Raw genomic sequence first — 23,582 nt, forward strand, 5'->3', positions numbered from 1 at the left:
TTATGGTCCAGTTAGACGAAAAAATATATTTTTATCTGTTGCTCATCATTCCGGTGATGATCGTCATGTTTGTGGCCCTACAAATTTGGAAAAAGAGGACACAACGGAAATTTGCGGATCAAGCACTTTTAAAAAGATTGACCCCCAATAAATCGAGTTTCAAGTCGACCCTAAAGTTCATATTGCTGTTACTGGGACTCTCCTTTCTAATTTTGGGACTTGTGAACCCAAAGATAGGAACCAAATTGGAAACGGTAAAAAGGGAGGGTGTGGACATCGTTTTTGCATTGGACGTTTCCAAAAGTATGTTGGCCGAGGACATAGCTCCCAATAGGCTTGAGAAGGCCAAGCGCTTGGTATCCGAGATCATCAACCAATTGGGAAGTGACCGCATTGGAATCATTGCCTATGCCGGACAAGCGTTTCCACAATTACCGATCACCACAGACTATGGAGCGGCAAAAATGTTTCTTCAAAGCATGAATACCGATATGCTCTCCTCCCAAGGGACAGCCATCAATGAGGCCATTGATCTGGCAACCTCCTATTATGACGATGAACAACAGACCAATAGGGTATTGTTCATTATATCCGACGGAGAGGACCATTCTGAGGGAATAACCTTGGATGCCGTAGAATCGGCTGTAGATAAAGGCATTCGTATATTTACCATTGGGGTAGGCCAAGTCAAAGGAGGGCCAATCCCCATCAAAAGGAATGGTGTGGTACAGAGCTTGAAAAAGGACGCTCAGGGGGAGGTGGTCATAACCAAGCTGAATGAAGATATCCTGCAGGAGATTGCAGGCGAAGGAAATGGAGAGTATATTAACGGCGCCAATACCGATGAGGCCGTAGAATTTATAAAAGAACAGCTGAATCAAATAGACAAAACAGAATTTGAAGCCAAGCAATTTGCAGAGTACAAAGATCAATTCCAATGGTTTTTGGGAATAGGCCTCCTGTTCCTGTTCTTGGATATATTCCTTCTGGAAAGGAAAACAAAATGGCTCAAAAAATTGAATTTATTTAATGAGAAAGAGGATGCTTAGGATAACAATTACCATACTGACCCTGATCATGGGAGCCTACACTTATGGCCAAGCCACTGATAAAGAACAGGACAAAGAAAAGAACAAAGCGCTTCGCACCTCCAAAAATTTGACTTGGGAGGCGAACAAGGAACTATCCCAAAATGATTTTGTCCAAGCCGAAGCCAATTACCGAAAAGCTATTGCCAAAAGTGATGCAAATGCCGTGGCTCCCTATAATTTGGGGAATGCCTATTACGAAAAGGAAACTTATAATGAAGCCTTTGTAAGATTTAAGCAAGCAGGCGAAATGGCAACGGATAAAAAAGAAAAGCATAGCGCTTATCACAATATGGGGAATGTATTCATGAAAAGCAAGGAATACGAGAAGGCCGTTGAAGCCTACAAGCAAGCCTTGAGAAACAATCCCAGTGACGAAGAGACCCGTTATAACCTTGCCCTGGCAAAAGAAATGTTGAAAAAACAACAGGACGAAAACAAGAAGAACGATAAAAATCAGGATAAGAAAGAGGAAGAGGACAAAAAAGATAAGAACCAGGACGAGAAAAAAGACGGGGAAAACAACAAGGACAATAAAGGGGACCAAAAAGACGATAAAAACAAGGACAAAGGAGACGAAGGAGACAAAGGGGACCAGAAGAAAGAAGAAGACAAAAAAGGTGAGGGCGATAAAAAGCAGGATGACCAAAACAAGCCTGGACAGGGAAAAGAACCAAGTGGTCAAAACGAACAGCAACAACCACGCCCCAACCAACTATCTCCCCAACAAGTGAAGAACCTTTTGGAAGCCATGCAGAACGAAGAAAAAAAGGTGAAAGAAAAAATAGATGCTCAAAAGGCAAAAGGTGTTAAAGTAAAAAATGAAAAAGATTGGTAATGCACGTAACTGTTAAACATATTGTGGCCCTTGCCGCACTTTTGTTTTTTGCCTTTACAGCTGGGGCACAGGATTCCGACGCCATAATATTTGAGGCCACCCTGAGCAAAAACAAACTGGGTATCAATGAGCGGCTCAGGATAGATTTCTCCATGAACAAGGATGGTGATAATTTCAACCCTCCCAATTTTGAAGGGTTCAATGTTGTTATGGGTCCGTCACAATCCATCAGCTCGTCATGGGTCAATGGGGTGCGCAGCTATTCCAAAACGTACTCCTATGTGCTTATGCCCACAGCAAGGGGCAAATTTACCATCAACCAAGCTACCATTGTCATAGATGGCAGGACCTACAAGTCCCTACCACAAGAAGTAGAGGTAACGGCAGCGGTGGAAAGGCCAGGAGAAGAGGCCAGTGCCGATGCCGTAGCCGATGACAATCTGCATTTGGTGGCCGAAGTTTCCAAAACGGGGCCTTATTTAAATGAAGCCATCAGTGTGGTTTACAAGCTTTTTGTCAGCCCATCCATCAACGTTTCGAACTTTAGGGCTTTGGACAATCCGAAATATAACAACTTTTGGAGCCAAGATATGCCCGTTACAAAATACTCGGTCCAAAATGGTGTCTATGAGGGGAAATCGTACCGGTATGTGATTCTCAAACGGGTGGTACTATATCCACAAAAGACCGGAGAATTGGAAATAGAGCCCCTGTCACTGGAAGTAACCGTGGACGTGCCTACCAACAAACGCGACTTTTTTGGAGGTAAGATATACACTTCGACCAACATTACCGTATCTGCAGGTCAGCGGAATATTAATGTAAAAGAGCTTCCTTCCGAAGGGAAACCGGAGAATTTTAGTGGGGCCGTGGGCGATTTCAATTTCTCCGTGACCACTACAAAAAACCAATTGAATGCCTCAGAATCTCTCCAGGCCAAGGTACAGGTCAGCGGAAAGGGAAATTTGAAATTATTCCAATTGCCCGAACTGGTCCTTCCGAGCGCCCTAGAAGTTTACGAGCCCGAGTTCAATGAAGAGGTCCGTACAACCACAGAGGGGATGGAGGGAACGGTGAGCAACAATTACACGATTGTCCCATCATTTAAAGGCAAATATCCCATCCCAGGGATATCATTCAGTTACTTTGATCCCAAAACGGAAAAATACAGGACCTTGAATTCTTCCGAAATTATGATCAATGTGGTGGACGGACCAAATAGCGGTTCGGGAACTACCGGGGTTACCAGCAACTACAGCAACCAGAAAAACGTTGAACTGACCGGTGACCAGTTTAATTTCATCAAAACGAAACCAGGGCTAAAAGCTTTGAGCTCCAAGTCCTTTTTTGGTTCCCCCTCATTCTTTCTTTGGCTCCTGCTACCCATTTTGTTGATTCCCATGGCCATTATTTTTGGCAAAAAACGGGAGGCTATTGCCAGTGACCACGCAGGCAATAGGATTAAAAAAGCAAATAGACTGGCAAGAAAGTATTTGTCGGCGGCAAAGAAGACCTTGGGCAACAAGGATGCATTTTACATCGCACTTGAAAAAGCACTTCACAATTACCTGAAGGCTAAATTAAAAATTGAGACCTCCGAATTCAGCAAGGACAAGATCGAGGCCCTATTGGCAGAAAAACAGATTGAACAAAGTTCTATTGAGGATTTTATTTCCCTTTTGAAGAATTGTGAGCTGGCACGCTATAGTCCATTTTCAGATGTTCAAATGCAGGAAGATTACAATCGGGCCAGTGAGGTTATATCACAAATGGATAAACAGTTATAAGCCATGAGAAAGATTATTTTTCTGATTATCACAATGATTTCTTTTTGGGGGACGGCCCAAAACGAGCAACTGTTTGACCAGGCAACCCAAGCCTACAACGAAGGTAAGTACAACCAAGCCATAGAAAACTACAAGAAAATTATTGAAAATGGCGAACACTCTGCGGCGGTATACTTCAATTTGGGCAATACCTATTACAAACTGAACAAAATTGCACCAAGCATTTACTATTACGAGAAATCCTTATTACTGGACCCTTCAGATCAGGAGGTCAAGAATAATTTGGGCTTCGCCAGAAATATGACCTTGGATGCTATTGAACAAATGCCAGAAACAGGTGTTGGACGTATTTTAAGCAACATCACAGGTTTTATGTCTTATGACCAATGGGCCTATACAGCCATAATATTCATGTTGCTTTTTGTGCTGGGATACCTAGGCTACTATTTTCTCACTTATTCGTCCCAAAAGAGAATTGCCTTTATTGGGAGCATTATTTCCCTGGTGGTTTCCCTGCTCGCAGTGCTCATAGCCTACACTGAATATGCCAATTACAAATCTGAACAGCCCGCCATAGTCTTTGAAAATGAGGTAGTCGTAAAATCTGAACCCAATTCTAGAAGTCAAGAAACTTTTAGGATCCACGAAGGCACCAAAGTCTTCGTCCTGGATACCCTGAGTGATTGGAACAAAATTAGACTTGCCGATGGAAAAACAGGCTGGCTCCCTTCACAGGACATTAAATTATTGAAAGATTTTTAACTATTTTTAACGGAGTATGGGTTTGATACTTTTATATTTGTGTTCAAAGGTATGGCTCAAAAAAGATACATTATTCATATTACCATGTTGGCTCTTTGGCTATTCACTTGTCTGGGGCAACCAATCGTCACCATTTTTGATGACGGAAAACCTCTTGTTACCAATAATTTGAATGAAGAGGAACACAAAGAACAACAAGGCAAAAAAAACAATGAAGAGGAAAAAATCATATCAGATAGCTCTATAGACTTTGTTTTCCTTTGCGGTTTAAACGAACCTCACAAGGTTGACACTTACACATTGGGTTTTTCTGATTGCATTAGGCAAATAGTCCTTCCCCCTCCAGAACAGTACGTTTAATTACCCGTTTATTTTTTATTTACCTAACCATCTTCAATAATCATTGAGGACTTAATTTATTTATTTATGTTTAAAAATTTGAAGCACGACCTACCTGCTAGTGTCGTAGTATTTTTTGTAGCTCTGCCCTTATGTCTTGGTATCGCCCTGGCAAGTGGAGCACCCTTATTTTCAGGGTTAATTGCCGGAATTGTTGGCGGTATCGTTGTGGGTAGTATCAGTGGATCCTCCTTGGGAGTCAGTGGTCCGGCTGCCGGTTTGGCTGTAATTGTATTGTCTGCCATTACCACCTTGGGCAGCTATGAAAACTTTCTTGTTGCCGTGGTCATTGGAGGCGCCATTCAGATATTGCTCGGCGCTTTAAAAGCCGGAATTATAGGCTATTATTTTCCTTCTTCAGTTATCAAAGGAATGTTGGCGGCTATAGGAATTATAATCTTATTAAAACAGATACCCCATGCATTTGGGTATGATTCCAATTACCAGGGAGATATGAATTTCTTTCAATCCGATGGAGCCACTACATTTTCTGCCTTGGGCCGAATGTTCGATTTTATTTCCCCTGGAGCTATAATTGTTGCTTCCCTTTCTTTGTTGATTTTATTATTATGGGAAAAAATATTGTCCAAAAAACACGCCATATTTTCCATTATCCCCGGACCTTTGGCCGCTGTTGTCTTTGGAATTGTTTATCAGATGAGTGTTCCTGTAACCTCGGCATACGCAATTTCGCCAAATCATTTGGTTACCGTTCCCATTCCTGAAGATTTCTCCATGTTCTTAGGCCAGTTCACATTCCCCAATTTTGGGGCAGCAATGAATCCAGAAGTTTGGATTATTGGGGCAACTATAGCTATTGTGGCCAGTTTGGAAACCCTGCTATCTGTAGAAGCGACAGATAAATTGGATCCTGAAAAAAGAACAACACCAACCAACCGCGAACTTTTTGCGCAAGGAACGGGAAATATCGTTTCAGGACTAATTGGTGGACTGCCGATTACCCAAGTTATTGTTAGAAGTTCCGCCAATGTACAATCTGGAGGAAAAACAAAACTATCTGCTATAATTCACGCAGGCTTCCTATTGCTTTCCGTTATATTAATTCCTACATTACTTAACAAAATTCCATTGGCCGTTTTAGCGGCTGTATTGATTATTGTTGGTTATAAGTTGGCAAAACCTGCGCTGTTCAAACAGATGTACTCTTTAGGGAAAACACAATTTGTTCCTTTTATTGTTACAGTGTTAGGGGTTGTTTTCACCGATCTATTAATGGGAATTGGGCTTGGACTTGCTGTTGGTATTACTACAATTTTGATCCAAAACTACAAGAATTCCCACTTCCTTCATATCTTGGAAAGCGATGGAGACGCACACCGCGTTCAAATGACTCTTTCAGAGGAGATTTCATTCTTGAACAAGGGGGCTATTTTAAGGGAATTGAATAGTCTACCTAACAATACACTTTTGGAATTGGATGTTCGAAATACAGTACGTTTACATTATGATATTCTAGAAATTCTAGATGAATTTGCATTTAAAGCCAAAAGTAAAGGCATTAATATTAAATTAATTTCTAACCGCGGGCGTGTAGAAAACCCTGAAAGTTTTAAAGACTATTTCGGGGCGGCTACACAAGCTTAAACAAACTAAAATTAAAGTTATGAGTCAAGATTTTTACAAAAGTCTAATCGAAAACAACAAGGAATGGGTAAAGAATAAATTGGATCTGGATCCTGAATTCTTTCAAAAACTCTCCAAAGGCCAGAGTCCACCTCTACTGTGGATCGGATGTGCGGACAGTCGCGTTCCCGCCAATGAGATCATCGGAGCACAACCTGGAGAAGTATTTGTTCATAGGAACATTGCGAACATGGTATTGCATACCGACATGAACATGTTGAGCGTTTTGGACTATGCCGTTAATGTACTTAAGGTAAAGCATGTGATCGTTTGTGGTCATTATGGCTGTGGGGGCGTTAAAGCCGCCATGGGCAACCAGTCTATTGGATTGATCGATAACTGGGTGAGACATATCAAAGACGTTTACAGATTGCACAAAGACGAGTTGGATGCCATAAATGATGAGGACAAGCGCTTTGATAAATTTGTAGAACTCAATGTTAAAGAGCAGGTCTTTGATTTGGCCAAGACATCCATAGTTCAAAATGCCTGGAATGTAGGGCAGGATTTATCACTTCATGGATGGGTATATGGCCTAAGCACTGGAATTGTGAACGACCTTGGGGTTACCGTAGAGAACGACTCCCAATTGGATACCGTTTATCAACTTAACTTCTAGTTAAAATAAAATCAAGTGAAAAAAGGGCCTAGCTAGAAGCTAGGCCCTTTTTTATTTAAGCATCGAATGTTTATCTTTATTTTACCAAATCATGTACAGGGCACCTTAGGAAAATGCCCTTTAAAAAAAAATTACTAAATTTCTTTTTTTACTCAAATATCCCCAATTAATCTTACCTTTTTACCGGATTTCGTTAAAAACTAAGGTATGAATAAGCTGTTTTCAAATTTTAAAGGAGATCTTTTTGGCGGCATCACGGCAGGAATTGTAGCCCTTCCTTTGGCACTTGCCTTTGGCGTAAGTTCAGGAATGGGCCCAAGCGCAGGATTATACGGAGCAATTTTTATTGGATTTTTCGCCGCCCTTTTTGGTGGAACCAATACCCAAATTTCGGGCCCTACGGCACCGATGACCGCGGTGAGTATGATCATCATAGCCGGTATTGTTGCCGTCAATGACGGAAATTTGGAAAAAGCCCTTCCGGCCATTTTGACTGTCTTTCTTTTGGCTGGACTAATGCAGGTAGGATTGGGTCTGGTGGGCCTTGGAAAATATATCAAATATATCCCATACCCCGTGGTCTCAGGATTTATGACGGCCATTGGAGTGATTATCTTGATCACCCAAATATTGCCTTCCTTAGGATATTACCCCAGGGAGGACATGGATTTTGTAAAAGATTTTAAGCCCCAAGCCGAAGAGCTGATTTTGGAGAACATCCTAAAAGAAGAGGCAGGTGAGGGTATTTTGGTCCTCGAAGACTTTAAAACAACCATAGAACGTGCTGAAGCCGTTTCCGAAGAACAAATCATGGAAGAGGCACAGACCTTGGCAGCCAAAGATGCCTCAGGAGTCATGGGGGCTTTAAGAGTATTGCCAAATGCCCTGCAAAATATCAATTGGTTGGAATTGATACTGGCCTTCTCCACTATTGCGATCATTTATGGTTTTAAAAGAATCACCACTGCCGTTCCCAGTACTTTGGTGGCATTACTGGTGGTATCCGGTGTTGCTTTTGGTTTTGGCTTGGATTATCGCCCCATAGAACAGATCCCTAGTGGCCTTCCCCTGCCCAACTTGGAAATATTTACCAAATTTAGTTTGACCGCTATAACCCCATATATTTTTACCGCTTTTACATTGGCCTTATTGGGGGCAATAGATTCCCTATTAACTTCAGTTGTTGCAGACAACATGACCAAAACAAAGCATCAACCCAACAAAGAATTGGTTGGTCAAGGAATAGGCAACAGTATAGCAGCCGTATTCGGAGGAATTCCAGGAGCAGGGGCAACCATCAGGACGGTAGTAAATATTAGTGCTGGTGGTAAAACAAGGTTATCGGGAATGATCGCTGGTATTCTTTTATTGATAATCTTATTGGCTTTAGGCCCAGTGGCCTCTCAGATCCCTGCGGCAGTATTGGCCGGGATATTGGTTACCGTGGGAATAGGTGTTATGGACTACAAAGGCCTTAAGGCCATCCCGAGCTTGCCAAAGGATATTAAGTTAGGTCCTTTAAAACTGAGCTCAGAAGTTATGGTGATGTTGGTGGTACTGGTTCTTTCTACCTTTTGGAACCTTGTATATGCTGTTGGTATCGGTTTGATCATTGCTTCTTTGATGTTCATGAAAAAAATGGGGGACCTTACCGCAGAACGTTCCAATGTACGAACCCTGCTGAAGGAGAAGGCATGGGCAGATGAAGATAATTTTCCAAAAGAATTATTGGAGAGGGTATTTATCAAACACATCAAAGGACCCCTGTTCTTTGGTTCTACAAGCGATTTTCAGCAATTGGCCAAACAAATTCCAAATTCCGCGTCAACTGTGATCATAAGAATGGGCAGAATGCAGTATATGGACCAATCTGGACTTTACGCCATGGAAGACGTTCTGGTAGAGCTAAAAAAGGAAAATATAGTTGTTCTTTTGGTCAATGTACTTAGACAACCGCGTTATATGATGGAACGTATTGATATTATTCCAGATTTGATACCTAATGAACACATTTTCAGTTCATTTAACTCCTGTGTCCAATTTGTGAAAAATAGCAATAACAAGAATAAATAAGTAAACTTGCTGCATTATTCTATTTGGACTGTAATAAAAGTTTTAAATTTGCCAGCCAAAGCAAGTGGTACGCTTTGGGAATCTTTAAGACAGTAATTACAATCACTTGTTGAACTGTGTCCTGCTTAACCAGCGCAATAGGTTAAGTAGATCACCGAACAACCGGTAATGTGAGGCAATGCGTCTCCATAAGCCATTAAAATGACCATGATAGATCAACTAAAGCAGCATATTTCGGAAGTAGAAAAATTTTCTTCCGACAATTTGGAAGCCATTGAAGCCTTCCGTATCCAATATTTAGGCAAAAAAGGGATCCTGAACCATTATTTCGCTGAGTTCAAAAATGTTCCCAATGACCAGAAAAAGGAATTTGGCCAGGTCGTCAACCAACTTAAAAATGCTGCCACTGATAAGGTCAATTCTTTGAAAGATATTTTGGAGAACAATGTGCTGGAGACCGGAGTTTATGGTGATCTAACAAGGCCCGGTGATCCTTTGGAACTGGGTGCCAGACATCCCATCTCCATCGTCAAAAATCAGATCATTGAGATATTTTCCAGAATTGGTTTCAATGTCTCTGAAGGTCCTGAAATTGAAGATGATTGGCACAATTTTACAGCCCTGAACCTACCGGAATATCACCCGGCAAGGGATATGCAGGACACTTTCTTTATACAGACAAACCCAGATATATTATTGAGGACACACACCTCTTCGGTTCAGGTGCGCTATATGGAGAACAACAAACCTCCCATTAGGACCATCTCCCCGGGAAGGGTATACAGAAACGAGGCCATTTCTGCCCGTTCCCATTGTTTCTTTCATCAGGTTGAGGGACTTTACATTGATAAAAATGTATCCTTCGCCGATTTAAAGCAAACACTTCAGTTTTTTACCACAGAACTTTTTGGGAAGTCAAAAATTCGTCTAAGACCATCTTACTTCCCCTTTACAGAACCTAGCGCGGAGGTTGACGTTTACTGGGGACTGGAAACTGAAACCGACTATAAAATGACCAAAGGAACAGGTTGGTTGGAAATTATGGGATGTGGCATGGTAGATCCCAATGTGTTGAAAAATTGTGGAATCGACCCCAATGAATACTCAGGTTTTGCTTTTGGGATGGGCATAGATAGGATTGCCCTTTTGTTGCACCAAATTTCAGACATACGATTACTCAGTGAAAACGATATCCGATTCTTGGAGCAATTCAAAAGTTCTTACTAGCTTTTTATAAAGTAGTTGTTAGTTACCGAATCTTTATTCTCATTAATCCCCTAAGAACGTCGATGAAAAAAGATATTGAAATCCCGATTGCCAAAGAGGTCTTTGTAGCTCCTGTCCATGAATGGAACGACGATTTCCTGTCCAAAGATTGGAATGCCTATGTTATCAACAATAGAAACACCCCCATTGATATGGTCCTGATTGTTTCCAAAGGTTTTGACAAGGACAAGAAAACCTCCACCATGAGACATGGAATAGGCCTTGTAGGGGCTAAATCCTTTGAGAAAATAGAATTGGTCCAAGAGGATGTACTGCAGTTGGACAATGAGTTTTTTGTGACATTTTTCGCTGATGACAAACTATATGAAAGGCGGTTTATATTTGAGAAAAACACGGTAAACGAACAGAACCTCGTCCATATACCCATCATCGAAAAAGAGGGCGTTCTTGCCAAATAATTACCTCAGCGAAAATCCTTTTGCTGCCCACCATGGGTGCATCTCTATCAGCAATCTGCCCGCCTTGACCATAGGGTCCAAATGGGCGAGACTGTCTGCCATTTGAAGTGTGGGCACATTATAGATGGTTATGCCCCGAATTTCTCCTTCGTCCCCAAAGGGTCCAGAAATATCGGCATATCCCAATTCGTACATCCGCCCCAAATGCTCCAAATGCAAGTTTTGCAAACTATCCAATACTTTGGCGTTCTGATCCCTGTTGGGTCCGGCCTTTAAAAAGGCGATAAAATATTGCTGCATCAATACCGTATCCTTGGTCTTTTCATCCACATAGTCAAAAATTTGAAATCCTTTTGACTCCAGCTCTTTTTTCAATTGTGATTTGGAAGGCTGGTCGACAACAATACCAGAATCCTTTTCCTTCACATGCTGTTTGTGCTCTTGACATGCAGCCAAGGACATAAGTAGTAAAAAAGTGCCTATTACTTTTCTGCTTGCCATTTTTTAAAGGGATTTTTGCTCAATTGTGCGTTATAATATTTTGTTTGGCCAGTGACCTCTGCGCCAAGCCATGAGGGTTTTTGATATCTTTCGTCTTCTGTGGTCAATTCTACCTCGGCCACAACAAGCCCTTCATTGTCCCCAAAAAACTCATCTACTTCAAATACATGGTCTCCTACCCTGACCTCATAACGAACCTTGTCTATTGCTCCTGGTTCAGCCAATTGCAATAGTGCTTCTGCCTCATCCAACGGTATTTCCCGTTCCCATTCAAAGCGAGTGGTCCCATTTTGATTGCCCTTCCCCTTGATGGTCAAATAACCTAGGTTACCCTTGATCCTCACCCTTACGGTACGAAATGGATCGGTATTCAAAAAACCTTGGACAATCCTATTTTTCTGTTGGGCCTCCTTCTTATATCCTTCGGAAATCACTAAAAATTTACGTTCTATTTCTATCATCTATTCGCTCATGGCATCTTTTAATTTCCAAGTTCCTGGATCTCGTCTGACTCAATTCTAATTTTATGATAATCGTGGTTGGCCAACCAGATCATGGCCGTGGCGATCGTCTTTGGCGCTATGGAACGATACTTTTCCAATGGCCCTACCAACAAAAGGTTAAAGACCCGCATCAGCTGCTTAAAGAGCCACTCTCCCAATCTTTTTTCTTCTCTTTTTCCTCCTATTAAAGATGGCTGCATAATGTGTGTTTTAGGAATATTATACGCTATCACATCTGTTTCCATTTCGCCCTTTATCCGGTTGTAGAATACCTTACTATTGGGATTGGCCCCAAGGGCAGAAATCAAGATCAAGGTTGGAATGCTATTTTCCGTACATAGTTTGGCTGCGCTCAAGGGAATACCATAGTCTATTTCCCTGTAACGCTTCTTATTTGGAGTCTTTGCCCTAGTGGTCCCAATACAACAGAATACCTCGTCTGCCTTAAATATATTTTTCTGTGTATCGAGCTTGAGGACATCAACCAAATACTCCTTCAACTTAGGGTGCTTGATATCCACGGCAGACCTAGAGAAAAGGACTACACTTTTATAGCGGTCATCTTTCAGTAGCATGTCCAGCAACAACCTTCCGGTCAATCCCGTTGCTCCCAGGATTATTGCCGTTTTTTCTTTTGTTTCCATCCAGTTAAATATAGCTTAATTTTGCACTATGTCCTATGATTTCCCATTGCGAAAAATTATCCATGTTGATATGGATGCCTTCTACGCCTCCGTGGAACAGTTGGACCATCCCGAACTTAAAGGAAAACCCTTGGCCGTAGGAGGTGGTGAGACTAGGGGCGTAGTAGCCGCTGCCAGTTATGAGGCTCGTAAATTTGGTGTACGCAGTGCCATGAGCGGCTATTTGGCAAAAAAAAACTGTCCCGATCTCATTTTTGTTAAACCGCGCTTTGCCCGATACAAGGAAATCTCCCAAAAGATTAGGAACATCTTTTTGGAATATACCGATCTGGTGGAACCCTTGTCCCTGGACGAGGCGTACTTGGATGTCACGGTCAATAAAAAGGGAAACCCCTCTGCCACCCTTATCGCCCAAGAAATCCGACAGCGAATTTATGACGAACTACAGCTGTCCGCTTCGGCCGGAATTTCCATCAATAAGTTTATTGCCAAGGTAGCAAGCGACATCAATAAGCCAAACGGTCAGAAAACCGTGAACCCCGAAGAAGTCATATCCTTTTTGGAAGGTTTGGAAATTAGAAAGTTCTATGGTGTGGGCAAGGTCACGGCCGAAAAAATGTACCGACTGGGTATTTTTACTGGGCTGGACCTTAAAGCCAAATCCCAGTCCTTTTTGGAGGAGCATTTTGGAAAAAGTGGACCTTTCTATTACAATGTGGTGCGGGGTATACATCACAGCCCAGTAAAACCCAATAGAATCCCTAAATCCGTTGGGGCAGAACGCACCTTCGATGAAAATCTGAGCAGTGAGATCTTTATGTTGGAACGTTTGGACAATATAGCCAGGGAACTGGAAAAAAGACTGAAAAAATCAACTATTGCGGGAAAAACGGTGACCTTAAAAATTAAATTCAGCGATTTCACCTTACAGACCAGGAGCAAGACACTTCCATTTTTTATTGCCGACCATGCCCTTATACTGGAAACCACAAAAGAGCTTTTGTATCAAGAAAAATTGGAAAATTCAGTACGCTTACTTGGAATATCGCTTTCCAATTTAAATACCGAAAAAAAGGAGAAACACGAGGAACAGACCATATCCGTACAACTTCAGTTTGATTTTTGAGCCTGATCTCCCCACAAAAAGATCCAATAGATGAATTTAAAAGTTACCAAAAAGGACTTTAATCTTGTCTATGGATCTTAAAACAATGAAAATTCTGTTGAATTTTTACAATCTACACCACCCTTAAAATGTTCATTGTTTAAACAAAAATGTTAATCATTCCTTGAAATTTCCAAACCAACCAAACTTTTTTTACTATTGGTGTAAAATTCTCTATCCCAACCTTTTAATTCCCTGGTATATTATTTTTATTGGAATAATTAAATAGGGGGATAGTATGGCTATCAAGTTAATCCCATAATTTATGAAACACTACGAAAAAGCGATATCTAAATTTTACAGTTCCCTACAATTTAATACGATACCCATTCTTTCATGGGATTTTACCCTACTCAATTTTGGCAATATTTGTAAATACCAAAAGGACATTGATATTCTGTCTGCCATTGCCTTTAGCAACCAATGGACCCTTCAGCCCAAATTCAAGGAAGAATTGCAGGATAAGGAGCAGATCATTGTAGTGACCGATGCTACCTTGAAAATCGTACATGCCACCAATAATATATTTGATATGAATGGTTATACCGTCAATGAAATCATTGGAAAAAGGCCAAAGATGTTCCAAGGCAAGGGAACTGACCAAAATACGATAGCAGCCATTTCACGGGCCGTAAAAAACAACCTGCCCTTTGAGGCTAGAGTCTTGAATTACAGAAAAGATGGAAGCGAGTATTGGTGCGACATCAAAGCACACCCACTATTCAACCAAAAAGGGAAGGTGGTCAATTTTATTGCCTACGAGCGGGAGGTTGCCTAAACTATTCAGCCCTCAATAAAAAACCCCAACCAGTATAAAATGGTTGGGGTTTTATTATGTTCATGTATTGCGCTTATCAGGCTCCTATCTCAGAAACTCTCAGGGTATTGACCATCCCTTTGTCCTTAATAGGCATAGCGGCCAAACTAATAAGCATATCGCCTTCTTCCAAAAAGCCCTTTTCAACAGCCAATTTGTTCACGTCCTCTATGGTTTCATCCGTAGAAACATACTTGTCATAATAGAATGCTTTAACGCCCCACAATAAATTTAACTGTGTCAATATTCTTTTATTGGAGGTAAATACCAAAATATGGGCACTGGGTCTCCAAGCCGAAATTTGGAAGGCCGTGTATCCACTATTGGTCAGCGTTGATATCCCCTTGGCTTTGATCTCATTGGCCATAAGGGATGCATGATAGCAGATGGACTTCGTTATATATCTCTTGGTTCTGATCTGTGGCGGGTCTTGTGGAACCTTAATAAGGCTTGAGCCCTCCACGCTTTTCAGAATACTTGTCATTTTTTCAATCACTTGAACTGGGTAATTCCCCACGGAAGTCTCCCCGGATAGCATAACGGCATCCGCACCATCCATTACAGAGTTGGCCACGTCATTGACCTCCGCCCTGGTTGGCGTAAGGCTTGTGATCATGGTTTCCATCATCTGTGTCGCAATAATTACAGGGATCCTGGCTTTTTTGGCCCTAAGAACCAATTGTTTCTGGATCAAAGGAACTTCGTGAGCCGGAACTTCCACACCCAGATCACCTCTCGCAACCATTAAACCATCGCAATAGGCAACAATTTTATCGATGTTCTCCACCGCTTCGGGCTTTTCAATTTTTGCTATGATCGGTATTTTAACATCGGAATGTTCCGCGATCAAATTTTGAAGATCAATCAAATCCTGGCTAAAACGCACAAAGGAAAGGGCGATCCAATCTACCTTCTCCTGTATGGCAAATTTGGCATCCCTGATATCCTTTTCGGTCAAGGCAGGCAATGAAATATTGGTATTGGGCAGGTTAACCCCTTTTTTGGATTTTAAGGGACCACCCTGGATAACTTTGGCACGAACTTCATCCTTTTTGTTGGTCGTCAACACTTCGAACATCAGTTTACCATCATCCAATAATATGCGCTCTCCCGGATTCACATCCTGTGGAAAAGTACTGTAATTCATGTACACCCTTTCCGCATTGCCTTCGAAAGGCTTTCCGGTCACAAAGGTTATTTCATCACCGGGAGCTACCACGACCTCCCCGGCCATGACACCCACCCTAAGTTTAGGACCTTGCAAATCACCTAAAATAGCGGTGTTGGTACCCATCTCCTCATTCAATTCACGGATCATTTTTATGCGTTCCGAAACATCTTTATAATCGGCATGTGAAAAGTTAATCCTAAAGACGTCTACCCCGGCCTCGACCATTTCTCTCAGCACTTCTTTCTTACTAGTGGCAGGCCCTAGAGTTGCGACTATCTTTGTCTTTTTGTTGCTTGGCATTGTTTAAAAAATTAAATTATTTTTTGACTTTAGTTTTTTGTTATCCACGGTGTAAGCTGTGATTACCTTGGGAATTTTCAATAATCCCTTGACTATGGGATGACAGTCATACTCCTCATCCATCTCTACCTTTAGGAAGTAATCGACATCCCTGTACTCGGGCACCAAGTAATGGGTTCTATAGGATGGCTCGTTCCCAAACAGGTCAGCTTGACCTAAGTTTTCTTCTCTGGTGCTATAATTTGTTAAGAGGGTCCAATTGGTATCATGTACCACATCTTTCCATTCGAATAGGGGGAAAGAAATGTCCTTGGCAATATCCAAGTCTATGCTGGACCTTTTCAATTTTGATTTTAAGTACAAGTTAAGGGCGTAAACCATAGCGTGATCTTCCAAACTACTGTGCAATGCGATCAATGTAAACGAATCCTCAAAAAAGTCATCGGAAATTTTGTGTATGGCCGCCATAACTTGTAAGCAAAAGGTAAATATATGACTTATAACGCAAGAAACATAGCCCTACAAAAGGTTTAAGAGCCTTTAAATCAACGAAAACGATTGAGTTGACCTAATTTTATTCGGATTTTTCAATTTTATTCTGCAAAGCGAAATACGCTCTCTTGGAAGCTCTTTCTTCCGCCTTTTTCTTGGAGGTTGCCCTGGCCTTTGCCACCACATTGTTCCCTATGGTGAGTTTCACCGCAAAATGCTTCAGCACATCGTTACCGGTATCTTCATACACGTGGTAATTGAAGGTCTTTTTCTGTTTTTGGCACCATTCTATGACCAAACTTTTATAGCTGATTACCTTGCCCTCCAATTGTTCGATATCCACATAAGGGATGATGACCCTATTATGTATGAATTTTTCACAATATTTATAACCTCTGTCCAAGTATATGGCCCCGATCAGGGCCTCAAAAACATTCCCGTGGATGTTGTCGCCAAAATGTGATCTGGGAATTCTACTCTCTACAAAATCGATAAGATTCAAATCCTTTCCCAACTCGTTCAAATGCTCCCTGCTCACAATTTTTGATCGCATTTTTGTCAAATATCCCTCATCCCCTTCGGGCACCTGATTGTATAGGTGACGGGATATAATGGTACCGAGCATGGCGTCGCCAAGAAATTCAAGACGCTCATAATTCATCGGATTTCCCTTGGAGTCCTTTTTGTTGGCGGAGCGGTGAAGAAAGGCCTTTTTGTAGATGTCCAAATTCTTGGGCTTGAATCCAAGAATTTTTTTCATCCCCCCAAAAAAATCCCCATCCTCTTTAGGATGGGAATTGAATATATTGGAAGGAAAGCTCATTCGCTATTAACTTATTTTTTTAAATACAACGCAAGCGTTGTGACCCCCAAAACCGAACGTATTGCTCATGGCCACGTTTACCTCCCTTTTTTGTGCCTTGTTCAGGGTAAGGTTTAGGCTAGGATCTATGTTCTCATCCACCGTAGTGTGGTTGATGGTAGGTGGCACTAGGTTGTGTTCCATGGCCAAGATCGAGGCAATGGCTTCAATAGCCCCTGCTGCTCCCAATAAATGCCCAGTCATGGACTTGGTGGAATTGATATTAATATTTTTTGCATGGGTTCCAAACACCTTGGTAATAGCCTTTAGCTCGGCCACGTCCCCTAAAGGAGTGGATGTTCCATGGGTGTTGATGGCATCAACATCCTCAGGTTTTAATCCGGCATCGCGCAAACAATTTTCCATGACGCGCACTACCCCAATACCGTCCGGGTGCGGTGCGGTCATATGATAGGCATCACTTGACATCCCACCACCGGCAACCTCCGCATAGATCTTTGCTCCCCTGGCCTTGGCATGCTCATATTCCTCAAGAATTAAAGCACCTGCTCCTTCACCCAATACAAAACCATCCCTGGTGGCATCAAATGGCCTAGAGGCGGTTTCAGGGCTATCGTTCAAGGTTGAAAGGGCATGCATGGCGTTGAATCCACCCATACCTGCAATGGTGACCGCTGCTTCACTACCACCGGTAACAATCACATCACAATGTCCCAAACGGATATAGTTAAGCGCATCGATCATCGCATTGGCCGAAGAGGCACAAGCGGATACCGTTGTATAATTTGGACCCATAAATCCGTGCTTTATGGAGATATTGCCAGGGGCAATATCAGCGATCATCTTGGGAATAAAGAAAGGATTGAACCTTGGTGTTCCATCACCTTCAGCGAAATTCATCACCTCGTTCTGGAAGGTTTCCAAGCCCCCTATTCCGGCTCCCCAAATTACACCCACACGAAATTTGTCTATTTTCTCAAGGTCTAATCCAGAATCCATAATTGCTTCATCAGAAGACACCAAAGCGTACTGCGCAAACCTATCCAGTTTACGCGCCTCTTTCCTGTCGAAAAAATCTTCTGCGTTGAAGTTCTTTAGTTCACAAGCAAATTTTGTCTTGAATTTTTCTGTATCATAATAGGTAATAGGTGCAGAACCACTTTTCCCGCTTTTTAAGCCTTCCCAATATTCTTGAATATTGTTGCCTATGGGGGTCAAAGCACCCAATCCAGTAACCACAACTCGTTTTAATTGCATTGAACCAATTTTTATTTTAGTATCTAAGACAAGTGTAAATTAAAAAAAAATATCCATGCGACACTATTACCACATGGATATTTTAAATCTCATTCAAGATATCATAAAATTACTTTGCCTCTTCTATATAACTAATTGCTTGACCAACTGTTGCTATATTTTCGGCTTGATCATCTGGAATTTGGATATCGAATTCTTTTTCGAATTCCATTATCAATTCAACAGTGTCCAATGAATCTGCTCCTAGGTCGTTAGTAAAGCTTGCTTCCGCAACAACTTCGTTTTCATCAACACCCAATTTATCAACGATGATAGCCTTTACTCTTGATGCAATGTCTGACATAATTATTCTGGTTTAAATATTTAATTGATGGCAAAAATAAAAAACTTTGGATTAATTACACTATTTGCCGGTAAAATGTAGAACAATTTAATGAATTTAAATTCAAGAGTGTTAATTTAGCCCATAAATTTTACCCTTCAGAAAGAAAAAAATTTTCATGAAACGTATCGTTCTATTTGCTTCTGGATCTGGATCCAATGTTGAAAACATCGCCGATTATTTCAAGGACAATCCCAATGTGACTATTTCAGCGGTGTTAACAAACAAAAGGGATGCCAAGGTTTTGGAACGTTGCGACCGATTAAAGATCAATGCCCTTTACTTTAACAAGACCGCCTTTTTGGAAAGTGATTGCGTACTAAATATCCTCAAGGCATTGCAGCCAGATTTAATTGTATTGGCCGGATTTTTATGGAAAATACCAGATGCATTAATTTTTCATTTTTCAGATAAAATAATCAATATTCATCCTGCCCTGTTACCAAAATATGGTGGAAAAGGGATGTATGGAATGAAAGTTCACGAGACTATTCTGCAGAATAAGGAAAAGGAAACTGGCATAACAATTCATTATGTGAACCAAAACTATGATGAAGGGGCCATTATACATCAGGCCAAAACCAGTATTGCCCCTTCCGATACGGCAGAAAGCATAGCCGAGAAAGTCCATGCCCTGGAATATGAACACTTTCCCAAGATTATAGAATCCCTTTTGAATGGCTAAAGCAGATGTACATATATATACCGATGGGGCGGCAAGGGGCAATCCGGGTCCCGGAGGATACGGTATTGTTATGGAATGGGTTGGCAAACCTTATCGCAAAGAATTCAAACAAGGCTTCCGGCACACGACCAACAATAGGATGGAACTCCTGGCAGTCATTGAGGCCCTTAAGAAACTTAAGGTTGCGGGACTCAACGTTATGGTCTTCACAGATTCCAAATATGTTGTGGACGCCGTGGAGAAAAAATGGCTGGAACGTTGGGAACGCACCAATTTTAAGGACAAGAAGAATCCCGATCTATGGAAACTTTTCCTCGTGGAATACCGAAAGCACCAGGTCCATTTCAAATGGATCAAAGGACACAACAACCACCCTCAAAATGAACGTTGCGACCAGCTGGCCGTGGAGGCCTCCAAGGAAACGAACCTGCCTGTGGACAAAGGTTTCGAAAATTCCTTGGCACCATAAACTGTAGACAATAATCCGTAGCTATTTTTCGCACAGGCAATCTTTTTGAAACTTCAATTAATTCTTGAAAAGATACCCTTATATTTGCAGCAAATTTTAATAAATGGGCAAATTACTGATTGTGGGCACTGTGGCCTTCGATGCTATTGAGACACCTTTTGGGAAAACCGATAAGATACTTGGGGGAGCAGCAACTTTTATAGGCCTTGCCGCTTCACAATTTGATGTGGACGCCGCAATCGTATCTGTAGTAGGGGAAGATTTCCCCAAAGAATACCTAGATCTTCTTGAAGAAAAAAACATTGATATTTCCGCCATTGAAATTGTAAAAGGCGGAAAGACCTTTTACTGGAAAGGCAAATACCACAATGACCTAAATTCAAGGGATACCTTGGCGACAGAACTCAATGTTCTGGCCGACTTTTCACCGGTAGTTCCCGAAAATTATAAGAATTCCGAAGTGGTTATGCTGGGAAATCTGCACCCAAGCGTGCAGAAAAGTGTTATTGAACAAATGGAAACCAAGCCAAAGCTTATTGTGTTGGATACCATGAATTTCTGGATGGACCATGCCTTGGATGAACTTTTGGACGTGATAAAACACGTTGATGTCATTACTATCAATGATGAAGAGGCCAGACAGTTGACCAATGAATATTCCTTGGTCAAGGCTGCCGCCGCCATCCACAAATTGGGCCCTCAATATGTGGTGATCAAAAAAGGGGAACACGGAGCCCTGTTGTTCAGGGATGACAATGTATTTTTTGCACCTGCCCTGCCTTTGGAAGAAGTATTTGATCCAACTGGGGCCGGAGATACCTTCGCAGGAGGTTTTGCCGGCTATTTGGCCGAAACAAAGAACGTATCCTTTAACAATATGAAGAGCGCCATTATACACGGTTCCAATCTCGCATCCTTTTGTGTTGAAAAGTTTGGAACAGAAAGAATGAAAGGTCTTGAAAGGAAAGAGGTTACAAAGCGACTGATGCAATTCAAAGAATTGACACAGTTTGATATTGAATTACAATAATATTCGCCCTGTCTTTTCAGGGCTTTTTTAATACCTATTTATCATGAGTGATGCCATTAAGCACGAATGTGGAATTTCCCTTATCAGATTATTAAAACCTTTAGAGTACTATAAGGAGAAATATGGTACTGCCTTTTATGGGGTCAATAAAATGTACCTCATGATGGAAAAACAGCACAACCGTGGACAGGACGGGGCTGGTTTTGCGAGTATAAAGCTGGACATGACTCCCGGGGAACGCTATATGAGCAGGGTACGTTCCATAGCCCAGCAGCCCATTCAGGACATTTTTGCCCAAATCAATGATCGTATCAACACCACCATGTTGGAACATCCGGAATATAAGGATGATGTGGCCGCACAAAAGAAACACATTCCCTACATAGGTGAGGTTCTATTGGGACATGTTCGTTATGGCACCTTTGGGAAAAATAGCATAGAGAGTGTTCACCCTTTTTTAAGACAGAACAACTGGATGCACCGTAACCTCATTGTTGCAGGGAATTTCAACATGACCAATGTGCATGAATTGTTTGATAACCTGATCCGTATAGGACAACACCCAAAAGAACTTGCCGATACTGTAACGGTAATGGAAAAGATTGGACACTTTTTGGACGATGCCGTTGCAAAACTGTACAAGGACATTAAAAAGGAGGGCTATAGTAAACGCGAAGCCTCCCCTTTGATCGCTGAACGACTCAATGTGGCAAAAATCTTGAGAAAAGCAGCCAAAAACTTTGATGGAGGCTATGCCATGGCCGGTCTATTGGGCCACGGGGACGCCTTTGTCCTTAGAGACCCTTCCGGCATTAGGCCCACCTACTTTTATCAGGACGATGAAGTGGTGGCCATCGCCTCAGAAAGACCGGCCATTCAGACCGTCTTCAATGTCAGGTATGAGGATATTCAGGAATTGGATCCGGGCAAAGCCATTATCATCAAGAAAAACGGGGAAGTAAAACTGAAACAAATCTTGGAGCCCAAGGAAAGAAAGGCGTGCTCTTTTGAGCGCATTTACTTTTCACGGGGAAGCGACAAGGAGATATACCAGGAGCGCAAAGAATTGGGTAAATTGTTGTATCCCCAAATTCTGAAATCCATTGAGGGGGACATAAAAAACACGGTATTTTCCTATATTCCAAATACGGCAGAAACTTCCTTCTACGGAATGGTGAAGGAAGCCCAAAACGATCTTAACAGACAAAAGGAAAAACAGATATTGGCCATTGGCTCAAAAATTACCTCTGAACAACTACATGAAATTTTAGAGGTACGACCAAGAATAGAGAAAGTTGCCATCAAAGATGCCAAGCTAAGAACCTTTATCACCCAGGATAGCAGTAGGGACGATCTAGTTGCCCATGTTTACGATATATCCTACGGGTCTGTAAAAGAAGGGGACAACCTTGTTATTATTGATGACAGTATTGTTAGGGGGACCACTTTAAAGAAAAGTATCCTTGGGATCTTGGACCGCCTTTTACCTAAAAAAATAATTGTGGTATCCTCTGCACCTCAGATACGATACCCAGATTGTTACGGGATTGACATGGCCAAATTGGAAGACTTTATCGCCTTTAGGGCTGCATTGGCCCTACATCAAGAAAACAATACCATGCATTTGGTAGAGGAGATCTACCAAAAGTGCCTGAAACAAGTAACCACCTTGGACAAGGACATCATCAACTATGTCAAGGAATTTTATAAACCTTTTACAGCGGAGCAAATTTCCAAAAAAATAGGGGAACTATTATGCCCGGCAGGTATCAAAGCAGAAGTTGAGATCATATACCAAACGGTGGAAAGCTTACACCAGGCCTGCCCAAAAAATTTAGGCGACTGGTATTTTACAGGAGACTATCCTACCCCAGGTGGGAACCGGGTGGTGAATAGGGCATTCATCAACTTCTTTGAGGGCAAAAACGAACGAGCTTATTAACATTTTTATCGATGAAATGCATCCAATTGTGCATTTCATCGATAATAATCGTCTTTTGGCGGGCTTTTAATTTAAAAGGACCAATACCCAAGTATTTTTAGGGCTACCATAGCATAAGTAGGTTAAGTTCATGGTAAGATTTGGGGCAAAAAAGGTGGAGGCTTCTCCACCTTTTTTATTTATACACACTACCTCCCCTTTCATTTATAATATCTCTCAGGGTACCATTCATCGATTATTTAGCGTTTCATCCCATTTAAAGCGGAATTAGTCTAAAAGATTGTTCGTTCTCTACCTATTGCCCTACTTTCGAAGGACCATAGCATAAGTAGGTTAAGTTCATGGTAAGATTTGGGGAAAAAGGTGGAGGAAACTCCACCTTTTTATTTTTGCACCTACCTGCCCAAATATTTTCATCTATTCTGACATTTCCCGTTCATCGATAAAAAAGCGTTTCATCCCATTTTAGATGGAATTAGTCTAAAAGATTGTTCGTTCCCTGCCTA

The 23,582-nt window shown here is 41.6% G+C and carries 24 protein-coding genes; 16 read left to right on the forward strand and 8 right to left on the reverse strand.

Features of this window, described 5'->3' with window-relative positions:
- Positions 1-2: 2 nt before the first annotated feature.
- From WAA86_RS01080 to WAA86_RS01125, 10 genes are all read left to right on the forward strand, one after another.
- Entirely contained in the window at positions 3-1,049 is a 1,047-nt protein-coding gene (locus tag WAA86_RS01080) for a VWA domain-containing protein (RefSeq protein ID WP_337299118.1), read from the forward strand.
- Entirely contained in the window at positions 1,030-1,926 is an 897-nt protein-coding gene (locus tag WAA86_RS01085; protein WP_337299119.1) for a tetratricopeptide repeat protein, read from the forward strand. Before WAA86_RS01080 ends, WAA86_RS01085 begins: the two co-directional genes overlap by 20 nt.
- A complete protein-coding gene (locus WAA86_RS01090) occupies positions 1,926-3,713 on the forward strand; it encodes a BatD family protein (protein ID WP_337299120.1) in 1,788 nt (595 codons plus the stop codon). The genes WAA86_RS01085 and WAA86_RS01090 overlap by 1 nt, the downstream gene beginning before the upstream one ends.
- 3 nt (positions 3,714-3,716) lie before the next feature.
- Positions 3,717-4,475 (forward strand): tetratricopeptide repeat protein, encoded by a 759-nt coding sequence (locus WAA86_RS01095; RefSeq protein WP_337299121.1) that lies wholly within the window; start codon positions 3,717-3,719, stop codon positions 4,473-4,475.
- A 51-nt stretch (positions 4,476-4,526) separates the two neighbouring features.
- Entirely contained in the window at positions 4,527-4,835 is a 309-nt protein-coding gene (locus WAA86_RS01100) for a hypothetical protein (protein ID WP_337299122.1), read from the forward strand.
- 66 nt (positions 4,836-4,901) lie between these two features.
- Positions 4,902-6,479 carry a SulP family inorganic anion transporter gene (locus tag WAA86_RS01105; protein WP_337299123.1) on the forward strand — a complete coding sequence of 526 codons (1,578 nt, stop codon included), beginning with the start codon at positions 4,902-4,904 and terminating at the stop codon, positions 6,477-6,479.
- Between the two features lie 19 nt (positions 6,480-6,498).
- Positions 6,499-7,137, forward strand: coding sequence for a carbonate dehydratase (gene can, locus WAA86_RS01110; protein ID WP_337299124.1), 639 nt, complete (start codon positions 6,499-6,501; stop codon positions 7,135-7,137).
- Between the two features lie 207 nt (positions 7,138-7,344).
- The gene (locus WAA86_RS01115) at positions 7,345-9,210 is read left to right on the forward strand and encodes a SulP family inorganic anion transporter (protein WP_337299125.1); all 1,866 of its coding nucleotides are present in this window, start codon (positions 7,345-7,347) and stop codon (positions 9,208-9,210) included.
- Between the two features lie 207 nt (positions 9,211-9,417).
- Complete coding sequence (gene pheS / locus WAA86_RS01120; protein ID WP_337299486.1) at positions 9,418-10,437, forward strand: phenylalanine--tRNA ligase subunit alpha; 1,020 nt, start codon at positions 9,418-9,420, stop codon at positions 10,435-10,437.
- Positions 10,438-10,499: 62 nt separating this feature from the next.
- Positions 10,500-10,895, forward strand: coding sequence for a hypothetical protein (locus WAA86_RS01125; protein WP_337299126.1), 396 nt, complete (start codon positions 10,500-10,502; stop codon positions 10,893-10,895).
- Here the strand turns inward: WAA86_RS01125 and WAA86_RS01130 are convergent, their stop codons facing one another.
- The 3 genes from WAA86_RS01130 to WAA86_RS01140 are packed head-to-tail and all read right to left on the reverse strand — an operon-like array spanning position 10,896 to position 12,543.
- Positions 10,896-11,396, reverse strand: coding sequence for a YciI family protein (locus WAA86_RS01130; RefSeq protein ID WP_337299127.1), 501 nt, complete (start codon positions 11,394-11,396; stop codon positions 10,896-10,898).
- Entirely contained in the window at positions 11,378-11,857 is a 480-nt protein-coding gene (locus WAA86_RS01135) for a CYTH domain-containing protein (RefSeq protein WP_337299128.1), read from the reverse strand. The genes WAA86_RS01130 and WAA86_RS01135 overlap by 19 nt, the downstream gene beginning before the upstream one ends.
- A gap of 20 nt (positions 11,858-11,877) precedes the next feature.
- Entirely contained in the window at positions 11,878-12,543 is a 666-nt protein-coding gene (locus WAA86_RS01140; RefSeq protein ID WP_337299129.1) for an NAD(P)H-binding protein, read from the reverse strand.
- 28 nt (positions 12,544-12,571) lie between these two features.
- Here WAA86_RS01140 and dinB point away from each other — a divergent pair, with 28 nt between their 5' ends.
- Both dinB and WAA86_RS01150 read left to right on the forward strand, forming a co-directional pair.
- Positions 12,572-13,669 (forward strand): DNA polymerase IV, encoded by a 1,098-nt coding sequence (gene dinB, locus WAA86_RS01145; protein WP_337299130.1) that lies wholly within the window; start codon positions 12,572-12,574, stop codon positions 13,667-13,669.
- Between the two features lie 304 nt (positions 13,670-13,973).
- The gene (locus tag WAA86_RS01150) at positions 13,974-14,486 is read left to right on the forward strand and encodes a PAS domain-containing protein (RefSeq protein ID WP_337299131.1); all 513 of its coding nucleotides are present in this window, start codon (positions 13,974-13,976) and stop codon (positions 14,484-14,486) included.
- A 76-nt stretch (positions 14,487-14,562) separates the two neighbouring features.
- Here WAA86_RS01150 and pyk read toward each other — a convergent pair whose 3' ends face one another.
- The 5 genes from pyk to WAA86_RS01175 form a co-directional block, all read right to left on the reverse strand.
- A complete protein-coding gene (pyk, locus tag WAA86_RS01155) occupies positions 14,563-15,996 on the reverse strand; it encodes a pyruvate kinase (protein ID WP_337299132.1) in 1,434 nt (477 codons plus the stop codon).
- 3 nt (positions 15,997-15,999) lie between these two features.
- Positions 16,000-16,464 (reverse strand): IPExxxVDY family protein, encoded by a 465-nt coding sequence (locus WAA86_RS01160; RefSeq protein WP_337299133.1) that lies wholly within the window; start codon positions 16,462-16,464, stop codon positions 16,000-16,002.
- Between the two features lie 106 nt (positions 16,465-16,570).
- Complete coding sequence (gene rnc, locus WAA86_RS01165) at positions 16,571-17,311, reverse strand: ribonuclease III (RefSeq protein WP_337299134.1); 741 nt, start codon at positions 17,309-17,311, stop codon at positions 16,571-16,573.
- A gap of 6 nt (positions 17,312-17,317) precedes the next feature.
- Entirely contained in the window at positions 17,318-18,568 is a 1,251-nt protein-coding gene (fabF, locus tag WAA86_RS01170; protein ID WP_337299135.1) for a beta-ketoacyl-ACP synthase II, read from the reverse strand.
- A gap of 109 nt (positions 18,569-18,677) precedes the next feature.
- The gene (locus WAA86_RS01175; RefSeq protein WP_009778413.1) at positions 18,678-18,911 is read right to left on the reverse strand and encodes an acyl carrier protein; all 234 of its coding nucleotides are present in this window, start codon (positions 18,909-18,911) and stop codon (positions 18,678-18,680) included.
- 157 nt (positions 18,912-19,068) lie between these two features.
- Here WAA86_RS01175 and purN point away from each other — a divergent pair, with 157 nt between their 5' ends.
- The 4 genes from purN (at position 19,069) to WAA86_RS01195 (ending at position 23,076) form a co-directional block, all read left to right on the forward strand.
- A complete protein-coding gene (gene purN / locus WAA86_RS01180) occupies positions 19,069-19,635 on the forward strand; it encodes a phosphoribosylglycinamide formyltransferase (RefSeq protein WP_337299136.1) in 567 nt (188 codons plus the stop codon).
- Entirely contained in the window at positions 19,628-20,104 is a 477-nt protein-coding gene (gene rnhA, locus WAA86_RS01185) for a ribonuclease HI (protein WP_337299137.1), read from the forward strand. The genes purN and rnhA overlap by 8 nt, the downstream gene beginning before the upstream one ends.
- Before the next feature lie 103 nt (positions 20,105-20,207).
- The gene (locus WAA86_RS01190) at positions 20,208-21,134 is read left to right on the forward strand and encodes a PfkB family carbohydrate kinase (RefSeq protein WP_337299138.1); all 927 of its coding nucleotides are present in this window, start codon (positions 20,208-20,210) and stop codon (positions 21,132-21,134) included.
- 43 nt (positions 21,135-21,177) lie between these two features.
- A complete protein-coding gene (locus WAA86_RS01195; RefSeq protein ID WP_337299139.1) occupies positions 21,178-23,076 on the forward strand; it encodes an amidophosphoribosyltransferase in 1,899 nt (632 codons plus the stop codon).
- Positions 23,077-23,582 lie beyond the last annotated feature (506 nt).

Origin of the sequence: Sediminicola sp. 1XM1-17, assembly GCF_037203765.1 — a bacterium.
GTDB lineage: Bacteria > Bacteroidota > Bacteroidia > Flavobacteriales > Flavobacteriaceae > Sediminicola.

What these genes read in the sequence shown, in the direction of transcription:
- WAA86_RS01080 (WP_337299118.1), top strand. Translation starts at nt 3, where the DNA reads ATGGTCCAGTTAGACGAAAAAATATATTTTTATCTGTTGCTCATCATT.
- WAA86_RS01085 (WP_337299119.1), top strand. Translation starts at nt 1,030, where the DNA reads ATGAGAAAGAGGATGCTTAGGATAACAATTACCATACTGACCCTGATC.
- WAA86_RS01090 (WP_337299120.1), top strand. Translation starts at nt 1,926, where the DNA reads ATGCACGTAACTGTTAAACATATTGTGGCCCTTGCCGCACTTTTGTTT.
- WAA86_RS01095 (WP_337299121.1), top strand. Translation starts at nt 3,717, where the DNA reads ATGAGAAAGATTATTTTTCTGATTATCACAATGATTTCTTTTTGGGGG.
- WAA86_RS01100 (WP_337299122.1), top strand. Translation starts at nt 4,527, where the DNA reads ATGGCTCAAAAAAGATACATTATTCATATTACCATGTTGGCTCTTTGG.
- WAA86_RS01105 (WP_337299123.1), top strand. Translation starts at nt 4,902, where the DNA reads ATGTTTAAAAATTTGAAGCACGACCTACCTGCTAGTGTCGTAGTATTT.
- can (WP_337299124.1), top strand. Translation starts at nt 6,499, where the DNA reads ATGAGTCAAGATTTTTACAAAAGTCTAATCGAAAACAACAAGGAATGG.
- WAA86_RS01115 (WP_337299125.1), top strand. Translation starts at nt 7,345, where the DNA reads ATGAATAAGCTGTTTTCAAATTTTAAAGGAGATCTTTTTGGCGGCATC.
- pheS (WP_337299486.1), top strand. Translation starts at nt 9,418, where the DNA reads ATGATAGATCAACTAAAGCAGCATATTTCGGAAGTAGAAAAATTTTCT.
- WAA86_RS01125 (WP_337299126.1), top strand. Translation starts at nt 10,500, where the DNA reads ATGAAAAAAGATATTGAAATCCCGATTGCCAAAGAGGTCTTTGTAGCT.
- WAA86_RS01130 (WP_337299127.1), bottom strand. Translation starts at nt 11,396, where the DNA reads ATGGCAAGCAGAAAAGTAATAGGCACTTTTTTACTACTTATGTCCTTG.
- WAA86_RS01135 (WP_337299128.1), bottom strand. Translation starts at nt 11,857, where the DNA reads ATGATAGAAATAGAACGTAAATTTTTAGTGATTTCCGAAGGATATAAG.
- WAA86_RS01140 (WP_337299129.1), bottom strand. Translation starts at nt 12,543, where the DNA reads ATGGAAACAAAAGAAAAAACGGCAATAATCCTGGGAGCAACGGGATTG.
- dinB (WP_337299130.1), top strand. Translation starts at nt 12,572, where the DNA reads ATGTCCTATGATTTCCCATTGCGAAAAATTATCCATGTTGATATGGAT.
- WAA86_RS01150 (WP_337299131.1), top strand. Translation starts at nt 13,974, where the DNA reads ATGAAACACTACGAAAAAGCGATATCTAAATTTTACAGTTCCCTACAA.
- pyk (WP_337299132.1), bottom strand. Translation starts at nt 15,996, where the DNA reads ATGCCAAGCAACAAAAAGACAAAGATAGTCGCAACTCTAGGGCCTGCC.
- WAA86_RS01160 (WP_337299133.1), bottom strand. Translation starts at nt 16,464, where the DNA reads ATGGCGGCCATACACAAAATTTCCGATGACTTTTTTGAGGATTCGTTT.
- rnc (WP_337299134.1), bottom strand. Translation starts at nt 17,311, where the DNA reads ATGAGCTTTCCTTCCAATATATTCAATTCCCATCCTAAAGAGGATGGG.
- fabF (WP_337299135.1), bottom strand. Translation starts at nt 18,568, where the DNA reads ATGCAATTAAAACGAGTTGTGGTTACTGGATTGGGTGCTTTGACCCCC.
- WAA86_RS01175 (WP_009778413.1), bottom strand. Translation starts at nt 18,911, where the DNA reads ATGTCAGACATTGCATCAAGAGTAAAGGCTATCATCGTTGATAAATTG.
- purN (WP_337299136.1), top strand. Translation starts at nt 19,069, where the DNA reads ATGAAACGTATCGTTCTATTTGCTTCTGGATCTGGATCCAATGTTGAA.
- rnhA (WP_337299137.1), top strand. Translation starts at nt 19,628, where the DNA reads ATGGCTAAAGCAGATGTACATATATATACCGATGGGGCGGCAAGGGGC.
- WAA86_RS01190 (WP_337299138.1), top strand. Translation starts at nt 20,208, where the DNA reads ATGGGCAAATTACTGATTGTGGGCACTGTGGCCTTCGATGCTATTGAG.
- WAA86_RS01195 (WP_337299139.1), top strand. Translation starts at nt 21,178, where the DNA reads ATGAGTGATGCCATTAAGCACGAATGTGGAATTTCCCTTATCAGATTA.